At 39.8% G+C, this 10,833-nt stretch carries 10 protein-coding genes and 1 rRNA gene; all 11 read right to left on the reverse strand.

Annotation, left to right across the window (positions count from 1 at the left end; translation table 11 throughout):
• Positions 1–75: 75 nt before the first annotated feature.
• On the reverse strand, positions 76–549 hold the full coding sequence (ispF, locus tag KH400_RS18705) for a 2-C-methyl-D-erythritol 2,4-cyclodiphosphate synthase (RefSeq protein WP_217227297.1): 474 nt from the start codon (positions 547–549) through the stop codon (positions 76–78).
• Positions 546–1,238, reverse strand: a complete 693-nt coding sequence (gene ispD, locus KH400_RS18710; protein WP_217227299.1) for a 2-C-methyl-D-erythritol 4-phosphate cytidylyltransferase — start codon at positions 1,236–1,238, stop codon at positions 546–548. The genes ispF and ispD overlap by 4 nt, the downstream gene beginning before the upstream one ends.
• A gap of 27 nt (positions 1,239–1,265) precedes the next feature.
• The gene (locus KH400_RS18715) at positions 1,266–2,366 is read right to left on the reverse strand and encodes a PIN/TRAM domain-containing protein (RefSeq protein ID WP_217227301.1); all 1,101 of its coding nucleotides are present in this window, start codon (positions 2,364–2,366) and stop codon (positions 1,266–1,268) included.
• Between the two features lie 176 nt (positions 2,367–2,542).
• Complete coding sequence (gene disA / locus KH400_RS18720; RefSeq protein ID WP_217227303.1) at positions 2,543–3,616, reverse strand: DNA integrity scanning diadenylate cyclase DisA; 1,074 nt, start codon at positions 3,614–3,616, stop codon at positions 2,543–2,545.
• Complete coding sequence (gene radA / locus KH400_RS18725; RefSeq protein WP_217227305.1) at positions 3,609–5,000, reverse strand: DNA repair protein RadA; 1,392 nt, start codon at positions 4,998–5,000, stop codon at positions 3,609–3,611. Before radA ends, disA begins: the two co-directional genes overlap by 8 nt.
• Positions 5,001–5,136: 136 nt before the next feature.
• Entirely contained in the window at positions 5,137–7,581 is a 2,445-nt protein-coding gene (gene clpC / locus KH400_RS18730) for an ATP-dependent protease ATP-binding subunit ClpC (RefSeq protein WP_217227308.1), read from the reverse strand.
• Between the two features lie 17 nt (positions 7,582–7,598).
• Positions 7,599–8,678 (reverse strand): protein-arginine kinase McsB, encoded by a 1,080-nt coding sequence (gene mcsB / locus KH400_RS18735; RefSeq protein ID WP_217227310.1) that lies wholly within the window; start codon positions 8,676–8,678, stop codon positions 7,599–7,601.
• A 1-nt stretch (position 8,679) separates the two neighbouring features.
• Positions 8,680–9,216 carry a protein-arginine kinase activator protein McsA gene (gene mcsA, locus KH400_RS18740; protein WP_217227312.1) on the reverse strand — a complete coding sequence of 179 codons (537 nt, stop codon included), beginning with the start codon at positions 9,214–9,216 and terminating at the stop codon, positions 8,680–8,682.
• A 50-nt stretch (positions 9,217–9,266) separates the two neighbouring features.
• Positions 9,267–9,734 (reverse strand): CtsR family transcriptional regulator, encoded by a 468-nt coding sequence (locus KH400_RS18745; RefSeq protein ID WP_217227314.1) that lies wholly within the window; start codon positions 9,732–9,734, stop codon positions 9,267–9,269.
• Between the two features lie 114 nt (positions 9,735–9,848).
• Complete coding sequence (locus tag KH400_RS18750; protein ID WP_246589843.1) at positions 9,849–10,559, reverse strand: MgtC/SapB family protein; 711 nt, start codon at positions 10,557–10,559, stop codon at positions 9,849–9,851.
• Positions 10,560–10,756: 197 nt separating this feature from the next.
• Positions 10,757–10,833, reverse strand: a 5S ribosomal RNA gene (gene rrf, locus KH400_RS28495); the annotation flags it as partial.

A 10,833-nucleotide genomic window follows, 5' to 3' on the forward strand; every position in this document is an offset into this window, starting at 1 on the left:
CTTATATGTTGTACTTATTTTACCACCAAACGCCTAGTTATGGTCAACCTTTTCCCCGCTTTAAGGAATTCTCATTTAACTGCGCTCAAGAAGGATAACAGCTTGTGCAGCTATCCCTTCTTCACGTCCAGTGAAGCCAAGTTTCTCGGTTGTTGTTGCTTTAACATTGACTTGTTCAACCTCACCCTCAACTAACTCTGCTATCCGCTGTCTCATCTGATCAATGTATGGCGCCATTTTGGGCTTTTGGGCCATAATTGTACAGTCAAGATTCCCTAACTTATAGCCTTTGTTTGTAACGATCTCCCATACATGTGTAAGTAACTTTGCGGAATCGGCATCTTTAAAGGCTGGATCTGTATCCGGGAAGTGCTTGCCGATATCACCTTCGCCGATGGCGCCCAATGCAGCATCTGCAATTGTATGTAAAAGAACATCTGCGTCTGAATGACCTAATAACCCTAAATGGTGTGGAATCGTAATTCCGCCAATAATTAAAGGCCTACCTTCTACTAACTGATGAACGTCAAAACCTTGTCCAATCCTCATGGTTTCTCTCTCCGTTTCGTTTCCATAATCGCCTTCGCAAAAACTAAATCCTCAGGCGTTGTTAATTTTATATTTAAATAATCACCACTAACGATGGCTACAGCTTGTCCACTCTGTTCAACAAGACTTGCATCGTCTGTCCCAAGAAAGTTCGCTATTTCAGCTTCCTTATGCGCTTGCTTGATTAAAGACAGATGAAAAGCTTGTGGGGTTTGGATCGCCCACAAGCTTGATCGCTCCATTGTTTCAACAACAAAGTCAGCATCGACACGCTTAATCGTATCCTTAACAGGGACAGCTAAGGTTGCCGCTCCAATAGTCTTTGCTTTGTTAACGAGGTTGTTTAAGTGTTTCTCTTCAACAAATGGTCTCGCCCCGTCATGAACTAAAACAATCTCGCTCTCTTCTACAGCCTTCAAACCGTTATAAACACTTTGTTGACGCTCAGACCCACCTGCTACTATTTTAGTGGCTTTCGATAGTTTATGGGCAACTAAGAGTGACTTTACCTGCTCCGTTTCACGTTGATTGGCAACAACAATAATTTCTTTACAGTTTTCATCTGCTTCAAAAATAGCTAGCGTATGAATAATGACTGGCTTTCCTTCTAGTTCGATAAATTGTTTGTTTTGTCCAGCTTGCATTCGTTTCCCTTGACCTGCTGCTGGTATGACTACTGAGTAATTCATCTATTCTCACCGTTTCTATCACTTCATCTAAAGTGCTTTTTCTAACAATTTAGGCTTTGCAAAGATCATCCGACCTGCACTTGTTTGCAGAACACTCGTAACAATGACGTCTATTTGCTTTCCGATGTAATCACGTCCACCTTCAACGACAATCATCGTCCCATCATCTAGATAGGCTACCCCTTGATTATGTTCCTTACCGTCTTTGATAACTTGAACATTCAATTCTTCTCCTGGTAACACAACCGGTTTAACTGCATTTGCGAGGTCATTGATATTTAAGACGGGTACACCTTGTAACTCACAGACCTTATTTAAGTTAAAGTCATTCGTTACAACAACACCTGTCAGCAATTTCGCTAATTTCACGAGTTTACTATCAACTTCTTGAATTTCCTCAAAGTCACCTTCGTAAATTTCCACTTTTATCGGTAACTCTTTTTGAATCTTGTTTAAAATATCAAGACCGCGTCGGCCCCTATTTCTTTTTAATACATCCGAAGAGTCGGCAATATGTTGTAACTCCTCTAGTACAAACTCAGGGATAATAAGCGTCCCCTCAAGGAAACCTGTTTTACATATGTCAGCAATTCGTCCGTCGATAATCACGCTCGTATCTAAGATTTTCAATTCTGCACTCATGCTCTCAATAGAATCGTCACTATCCTTCTTCTTATCACGGCCAAGTTTATTGGCGACCGAAAATAGGTTAATAAGTTCATCACGTTTCTTAAAACCAATCTGAAACCCAAAATAACCTAAAAAGAAGGTAATAAAAATCGGTACAACAGTACTTAAAATCGGTACTTGAATCGTATTTAGAGGAATTGATACTAAAAAGGCAACAATAAGGCCGAATATCACCCCCATGGTTCCAAACAACACATCTGTTACCGGCGCCTTGACAATCGCTTCCTCCATTAATTTCATAAGCCCCACAATATAATCAGCTAACCAAAAAGTCGATAAATATAATATAATTGCTCCAATAACTGCTCCTACATATGAATTTGTTACCCAGTTAGGTAGGTCACCTACATTTAAAAGATGAATAAGTTCTGGAAGAAAAATAAACCCTAAAGTACCACCTACGAGTACAAAAAACAATTGAACAATCCTTTTCAGCATTCGACTTTCACCTCCTTTTATTATTATAGACAATTCCTTAAAAATGAAACCTATCAAACTAAATTTCACATAAAATCACATGTTTTAAAAGAACTGTACAATTTAACATATCAAATTAATTAAATTTTGTCAATTTTTAAACAATTCAACCATAACTCTCGTATGATTCTTTTTACTTATATATGACGATCAATAAATAATTGTTCTTGAATTCTGCTTAAACCTTCTTTTATCATTTTTGCCCTAGCTTCACCAATCCCCTCGACTTCATCTAGCTCTTTTATCGAGGCAACCATAATCCGGTTCAAATCCTCATACTTGTCGATTAAGTTCTCAATGATCAGCGAAGGAAGACGTGGTATTTTGTGTAGAATGCGATATCCCCGTGGCGAAACAGTAAATTCTTGTAAATTAATCGTCTTTGAATACCCTAATAACTTTACAATAACATGATCATCTAATAATTCCTCGTTGGACAGCTTGGTGAGCTCACGTAATGTTTCAAATGCATCTTGGCTTTTATCTTTAATATAATCCTTGATAAGAAGAACTGCTTCTTTCTCAATATTAGAGACCAGTTCGTTCAACTGCATCGTGATCAAACGCCCTTCACTTCCTAGCTCATTGACATAATTTAAAATCTCACTTTTGATCCGCAGCACCATTTGAATCCGATGAATCACTTGAGATACCTCATGGAAAGTGACTAACTCCTCAAATTCTAACGCACCGAGGTTTGTTATCCCTTGATCAAGCACTGCCTTATACTTTTCAAGTGTTTGGATCGCTTGGTTTGCCTTCGTTAAAATCACACCAATATCTTTCAACGAGTATCTGTACTCCCCTTGATAGAGTGTAATCACATTACGTCGCTGTGAGATTGAGATGACCAAATTACCGGTCTGTTTCGCAACCCGCTCAGCCGTTCTGTGCCGGATCCCAGTTTCATTAGAATCAATCGAGTTATGCGGAACCAACTGTGTATTCGCATATAAGATCCTTTTCCCGTCTTCACTTAAAATAATCGCTCCATCCATCTTCGCTAATTCATATAGATACGATGGGGAAAATTCACAATTAATAAAAAATCCTCCATCGACGATATTCATCATTTCGTTATTATAGCCCAGAACGATTAACCCACCGGTTTTTGCACGCAGGACATTATCAATTCCATCACGCAATGGTGTCCCAGGTGCAACAAACTTTAGTACTTCACTGATAAAAACTCCTTTTTTTCGATCACCCATGATCCTGTCCTCCTAACACAACCTCTAACGCTTCTTCGACTGTCGAAATTCCAATAACCTCAAGTCCATCTGGAATTGTCCACCCTCCAATGTTTTTCGCTGGAATAATCGCTCGTTTAAAACCAAGCTTGGCTGCCTCATTTACACGTTGATCAATACGAGAAACCCGGCGAACCTCACCCGTTAACCCCACTTCACCAATGACTACATCGGTTGGCTTCGTTACCTGATCTCGAAAGCTCGAAGCAATACTAATGGCAATTGCTAAATCGACGGCAGGTTCATCAAGGCGAACACCCCCAGCAACATTTAAGTATGCATCTTGGGTTTGCAATAATAAGCCGACTCGCTTTTCTAATACCGCCATTAATAAAGATACACGGTTGTGATCAATCCCAGTCGCCATACGTCGTGGATTTCCAAAACTCGTTGGTGAAACCAATGCCTGTAACTCTACCAACACAGGTCTTGTTCCTTCCATAGAAGCTACGACAGTTGATCCTGCTGCGCCTTTTGAACGTTCTTCTAAAAAGATTTCTGAAGGGTTAAGAACTTCTTCAAGTCCAACTTCTTTCATTTCAAAAATACCAATTTCATTTGTCGAACCGAATCGGTTTTTTACCGCGCGTAATATCCGATACGTATGGTGGCGCTCTCCTTCAAAGTAAAGAACGGAATCAACCATATGCTCTAAAAGGCGTGGACCAGCAATGGACCCCTGTTTAGTTACATGGCCGACAATAAAGATGGCAATACCTTTAGTTTTTGCCACACGCATAAATGCAGCTGTACATTCCCGTACTTGAGATACACTACCCGGGGCTGATGCAATGTCAGCTTGGTGAACGGTTTGGATGGAATCAATAATCACTAGTGTAGGGTCAATGTCATCGATTGCCTTCTCAATGTAGTCTAGGTCTGTTTCCGCCAACACATATAGTTGATCTGCAGTAACTCCTAGCCGATCAGCACGTAATTTCGTTTGTTTGACCGACTCCTCACCTGATATATATAACACCCTGTGAGACAAATTTGCCAATTGTGAAGATAGCTGAAGTAATAAGGTAGATTTACCAATCCCCGGATCGCCACCAACAAGGACTAATGACCCCGGGACGATGCCCCCTCCTAGTACTCGATTTAACTCAACTGTTCTTGTATCAATGCGTTCCTCAAGTTCTCGCTCAACTTTTGTAATCGCTTGTGGTTTTCTCGAAGATGTTTTTGCAGAAGAGGTTACAAAGCCACGATTTCGAGTAGTCGCAGATTCAACAAACTCCTCAACCATCGTGTTCCAACTCTGACAGCTGGGACACTTGCCCATCCACTTTGCCGACTCATAGCCACACTCTTGACATATATATTTTGTTTTCTTTTTTGCCATAGTTTCTCCTCACTTACAAAATCCTTTTAACTTTATTTTATCACGTTTATGGCTTAGAAGTACTTCTATTACCTCTATTATATGGATAAAAGCCGGGAGAATATGATAATCTCCCGGCTTTTATTAAATTATTTTGTTAAACTTCCGCACCTTCTACGGTTTCGACAACATATTCACCATCTTTAACGTCGATAACGGCCTTTTGACCTTTTTCAATCGTTCCTTTTAAAAGTGCCTCAGATAAGCGATCTTCCACTTGCTTTTGCAGAGCCCGACGCAATGGTCGCGCACCATATTCTGGATCAAAACCTTCGTCAGTGATCTTATCTTTCGCTGCTTCTGTCAGCTCAAAATCAATCCCTTGTTCAGATAGGCGATCCGTCAATTGTTTCGCCATAAGAGTAATGATCTCACGGATATGCTTCTTCTCTAGAGAGTGGAAGACTATGATCTCATCGATACGATTTAAGAATTCAGGACGGAAGCTATTTTTTAACTCAGACATGACCTTATCCTTCATATCCTTGTATTCTTGCCCTTCGCTTTCAGTCGTAAATCCTACGTACTTATTTTTGCGTAGTGCACTTGCCCCGACGTTTGATGTCATGATCACTGCTGTATTTCTAAAGTCTACGACACGGCCTTTTGAATCCGTTAAACGTCCATCTTCTAGTACTTGTAATAGAATATTAAAGACTTCTGGATGAGCTTTTTCAATTTCATCTAATAAAATAACTGAGTACGGATGACGACGTACCTTTTCAGTTAATTGTCCACCTTCATCATGACCAACGTAGCCTGGAGGAGAACCTACTAATCGACTCGTTGCATGTTTCTCCATGTATTCAGACATATCAATACGAATGACTGAGTCCTCATCACCAAACAGTGTTTCAGCAACCGCTCGAGCTAACTCTGTTTTACCTACACCAGTTGGACCTAAGAAGATGAATGAGCCAATTGGTCGTTTTGGGTCTTTTAAACCAGCTCGTGCACGGCGAACTGCTTTTGAGATTGCTTTAACAGCTTCCTCTTGCCCGATGACTCGCTTATGCAAAATTTCTTCCATACGTAATAATCGATCTGATTCTTCCTCTGCCACTTTAGATACAGGAATCCCAGTCCAATTAGCTACTACTTGTGCAATATCTTCAACGACGACTTCTGTGTTTTCTTGTCCTTGCTTTTCTTTCCATTCATTTTTCATCTGTTCTAATTCTTCACGAAGTCGCTGTTCACTATCACGTAACGATGCAGCCTTTTCAAACTCTTGGCTTTGAACAGCAGCGTCTTTTTCTTTTCTAGTTTCCTCTAGCTTTTGCTCTAATTCTTTTAGATTAGGCGGTGCAGTATAAGAACGTAAACGGACTCTTGATGCAGCTTCATCAATGAGGTCAATGGCTTTATCTGGTAGGAAGCGATCTGAGATGTAGCGGTCTGAAAGCTTTACAGCCTCTTCTATCGCATGGTCAGTAATCGTTACACGGTGGTGAGCCTCATAGCGGTCTCTAAGCCCTGATAGAATTTGAATGGATTCGTCAATCGATGGTTCATCCACTTGAATCGGTTGGAAACGCCTTTCTAGGGCTGCATCTTTTTCAATGTACTTACGATACTCATCAATTGTAGTCGCTCCAATACATTGCAATTCACCTCGAGCTAATGAAGGCTTCAAAATATTTGATGCATCGATTGCCCCTTCAGCACCACCTGCACCAATCAATGTGTGTAGCTCATCTATGAATAAAATGACGTTAGCAGCTTGGCGAATTTCATCCATAACTTTTTTCAACCGATCTTCAAATTCACCACGGTATTTCGTCCCAGCAACAACCGTTCCCATATCTAAAGTCATAACCCTCTTATTTCGTAAGGTTTCAGGTACTTCATTGGCAATGATTTGTTGCGCTAGCCCTTCAGCAATTGCAGTTTTACCTACACCAGGTTCACCAATAAGTACAGGGTTATTTTTTGTTCGACGACTTAACACTTGGATCACACGCTCAATCTCTTTACTACGACCGATGACAGGGTCTAATGACTCCTCTTTTGCGATGGCAGTTAAGTCTCGTGCTAAGCTATCTAATGTTGGGGTATTGGCATTTGTAGGTGCATTTCCAGATTGTTGACTAGAACCAGCTGCTTCATTACTCCCTAAAAGTTGTAGCACTTGTTGACGTGCTTTGTTCAAACTAACGCCTAGGTTGTTAAGGACACGAGCTGCAACGCCCTCACCTTCACGGATAAGCCCAAGCAAAATATGCTCAGTACCAACATAAGAATGGCCTAACTTTCGTGCTTCATCCATTGAAAGTTCGATGACCTTCTTAGCTCTTGGCGTGTAATGAATCGTTTTCGAACCTTCTTGCCCGCTTCCAATTAGTGTTTCAACCTCTGTTTGAATTTTCTCAGCACCTAACCCTAGCGCTTTTAGTGCTTTAGCTGCAATGCCTTCCCCTTCCCTTACTAGTCCCAGTAAGATATGTTCAGTTCCAATGTTATTATGACCAAGACGAATAGCCTCTTCTTGTGCTAGTGCCAACACCTTCTGCGCCCGCTCGGTAAACCTTCCAAACATCATTTCTCATCGACCTCCCATTATTTAGTACTATCATCGTTTTCAAGCTTTAATCGCTCACGTATGAGGGCTGCGCGCCTCTCATCTCGTTGTTCTGGTGCTAGAACCTCCCCAGCAAACTGTTGTAAGAAGCCTGGCTGTGTTAAGATCATTAGTTCATTTAAAATATTGCCTGAAATGCCTTCAATTAAGTTTAGATCAATACCCAAACGAACATCAGATAACCGTTGCGTGGCCTCCTTCGATTCTATGACGCGACTATAGGCTAGAACACCAAAGGAACGATAAACCCGATCTTCTAATTGCAATTTCGATGATTGTATTAGCATCTCTCTTGCTGCGCGTTCTTGCTGAACGAGTTGTAAAACAACCCCTCGCAAATCTTCTATGATATCTTCTTCTGATTTCCCCAATGTAATTTGGTTAGAGATTTGAAAGAGATTTCCTAATGCTTCGCTGCCCTCACCATAAATCCCCCTCACAACTAAACCTAGTTGGTTAATTGCTGGTAAAATCCGATTTAACTGCTGTGTCATTGCTAGAGCTGGTAAGTGCATCATTACTGAAGCTCTAAGACCTGTTCCTACGTTTGTTGGGCAACTTGTTAAGTATCCTCGCCGTTCATCAAACGCATATGTGAGTCTTTCTTCAATCCAATCATCAATACCTGAAGCTAACACTAATCCTTCATTTAGTTGAAAGCCAGGGAATAGACATTGGATTCGAAGGTGATCTTCCTCATTCACCATAATACTGACAGACTCATCTTCACTGAGTAGAACAGCCCCATGCTTTGTCTCTTCTGCTAAGTGAGGACTAATCAAATGCTTTTCAACTAGAACACGTTTTTCATTAGACCTCATATCATCCATATCTAATCGTTCAAGCATCCCAATCGAATTGTAGCTTTCACTCGTTAATTTTTCTGAGACATGCTCTAAAACCTCTTGGGCATCATCAATTGTTGATAAAATTGGGTACGTAAACTTTTCGAGGTTCCTTGCTAGTCGTATTCGACTACTTAAGACGATATCTGAATCAGGACCATCCTTTTTCATCCAAGGACTTATTGCTTCACTAATAAATCGTTGGAGTGACATCTTATCCCTCCCCCTGATCATCAATTGAGTTTTCTAATGAGCGAATTTGATCACGTACAATCGCCGCCTGCTCAAATTCTTCTTTTGCAATATGTTGTTTTAATGCTTCTTTTAAACCATCAATTTTCCTGCGGACTTTTAAATGACCGCCTATTCGTTTCGGAATTTTCCCAGCATGTCTTTGATTACCACTATGGACTCGCTTAAGGATTGGGTCTAATTTAACATCAAATGTCTTATAGCAATGAGCACATCCAAGACGGCCTGTTTTGGCAAATTGCTCATAGGTCATTTCACATTTAGGGCACTTATTTGACTGTGTCTGGTTTGCATTCGTCGAGTGCCCACCTGTAACAGGTTGTTCAAAATTAAGCAACCCTGACAATAATTGATGAATTGAAAAACTATTTGAACCCGGAATATACTCTCCCTTTTCCTTGGCACATTGTTCACAAATGTGAAATTCTGTTTTTTCTCCGTTGATAATTTTTGTGAAATGTAACGTTGCCGGAAGCTCATTACATTCCTGACACTTCATCAATAATCACCCCTCTCTATCCGTTAACAATGTATACGACAGTCGGTGTATTATTCTTCTTTATATTTTAAAGTTCGGATCATTGCTTTTAATATATTAGCCCGAACGATGTCTCTTTCAGTAGGGTTTGCATTAAATAGTGAACGATCAATCACGCTCAGCATTAATTTTGCTTCCCTTTTTGTTATGACACGTTCCTCATGTAATCGTATTATTAAACTTTCGGCAGATGATTGCCTTATACTTACGCCTATTAATTCAATCATTTGATCAAAAAGGTCTGCCTGCTCATGCGGCTTAACTTTAATTATTCGAATATAGCCGCCTCCGCCTCTTTTACTTTCCACAATATAACCTTTTTCAATCGTAAATCTTGTACTAATTACGTAATTTATTTGAGAAGGAACACATTGAAATTGTTTCGCTAATTCACTACGTTTTATTTCAATTAAGTCTTGTTCACTATTTGTGAGGATCGTTTTTAAATATTGTTCAATAATATCAGAAACATTCCTCATCAGATTCCCTCCTTCCCTTGACCTTGACTATCTTTGACTTTAACTCCATTATAAATAATCAAGTCAATGAACGCAAATAGTTACAAAAGCTATTATAGCCATGAATTTGATCTGTTAATCGTAAAATATTTTGTATACTGCATTGTTTTCCTGTAACAAATCATAAACTAAGTAACGGTTTTGCGAACTAGGAATCTGAATAGAAAACTTATAAATAATGAGTTGGACACTTTTGTCTGACTTGTATTGCTCTATTGTTAGTTTCGTTACGGATATCCTATTCCCTTCTAATTTTTCAATAATTTCTGTTAAAGATACTTGCTGTCGATCGACAACAATATTAAGTTTTAAACTATCACTCTTTTTTTGAAATAATTTGTCGAATTTCGCTAAAAAACGTAAACTTAAAATGACAATAATCGTTGTTAATGTAGCTGCAAAGTACATCCCTGCACCAATAGCTAATCCAATACCTGCAACTACCCAAAGTGAGGCCGCTGTTGTTAAACCTCGTACTGAAACACCTTGAACAATAATTGTCCCTGCGCCTAGGAATCCTACACCCGAGATTACATAAGCAGCTAAACGAGAGGGATCAAAGCGAACAACTTCAGTATTTTGTTCCATATACGTCTGGAATCCAAACAGTGCCATCAACATAACTAAACAGGCACCTAGCCCAACTAATAAATGGGTTCTAAATCCTGCTGGATGTTGCTTATACTCCCTTTCAATACCGATAACTCCAGCTAAAACAGCTGCAAGAACCAATCGAACCATAATCGTAAGTGAATCTGAACTATAAATAGATCCTATAACATCCAAATGCTTCACTCCCTACATAATAAAAGTAAAGCCCATATTTAATGTATATTTGGTTTGATGGACAAATATTCACAACAAATTAAACGTATTAATAGCCCCAACTGATATTGATTAGAATGGAGCCTGTCTAATATTATACCTCCAAACTATTATAATAAAACTAAAAAAACACACTCCAATTGGAATGTGTTTTTATCGCCTGGCAACGTCCTACTCTCACAGGGGGAAACCCCCAATTACCATCGGCGCTGAAGAGCTTAACGGTCGTGTTCGG

Origin of the sequence: Desertibacillus haloalkaliphilus (assembly GCF_019039105.1) — a bacterium.
Classification (GTDB): Bacteria; Bacillota; Bacilli; order Bacillales; family KJ1-10-99; genus Desertibacillus; species Desertibacillus haloalkaliphilus.

Bases quoted from the DNA above. Each gene is read 5' to 3' on its own strand.
- ispF (WP_217227297.1), bottom strand. From the start codon at position 549: ATGAGGATTGGACAAGGTTTTGACGTTCATCAGTTAGTAGAAGGTAGG.
- ispD (WP_217227299.1), bottom strand. From the start codon at position 1,238: ATGAATTACTCAGTAGTCATACCAGCAGCAGGTCAAGGGAAACGAATG.
- KH400_RS18715 (WP_217227301.1), bottom strand. From the start codon at position 2,366: ATGCTGAAAAGGATTGTTCAATTGTTTTTTGTACTCGTAGGTGGTACT.
- disA (WP_217227303.1), bottom strand. From the start codon at position 3,616: ATGGGTGATCGAAAAAAAGGAGTTTTTATCAGTGAAGTACTAAAGTTT.
- radA (WP_217227305.1), bottom strand. From the start codon at position 5,000: ATGGCAAAAAAGAAAACAAAATATATATGTCAAGAGTGTGGCTATGAG.
- clpC (WP_217227308.1), bottom strand. From the start codon at position 7,581: ATGATGTTTGGAAGGTTTACCGAGCGGGCGCAGAAGGTGTTGGCACTA.
- mcsB (WP_217227310.1), bottom strand. From the start codon at position 8,678: ATGTCACTCCAACGATTTATTAGTGAAGCAATAAGTCCTTGGATGAAA.
- mcsA (WP_217227312.1), bottom strand. From the start codon at position 9,216: ATGAAGTGTCAGGAATGTAATGAGCTTCCGGCAACGTTACATTTCACA.
- KH400_RS18745 (WP_217227314.1), bottom strand. From the start codon at position 9,734: ATGAGGAATGTTTCTGATATTATTGAACAATATTTAAAAACGATCCTC.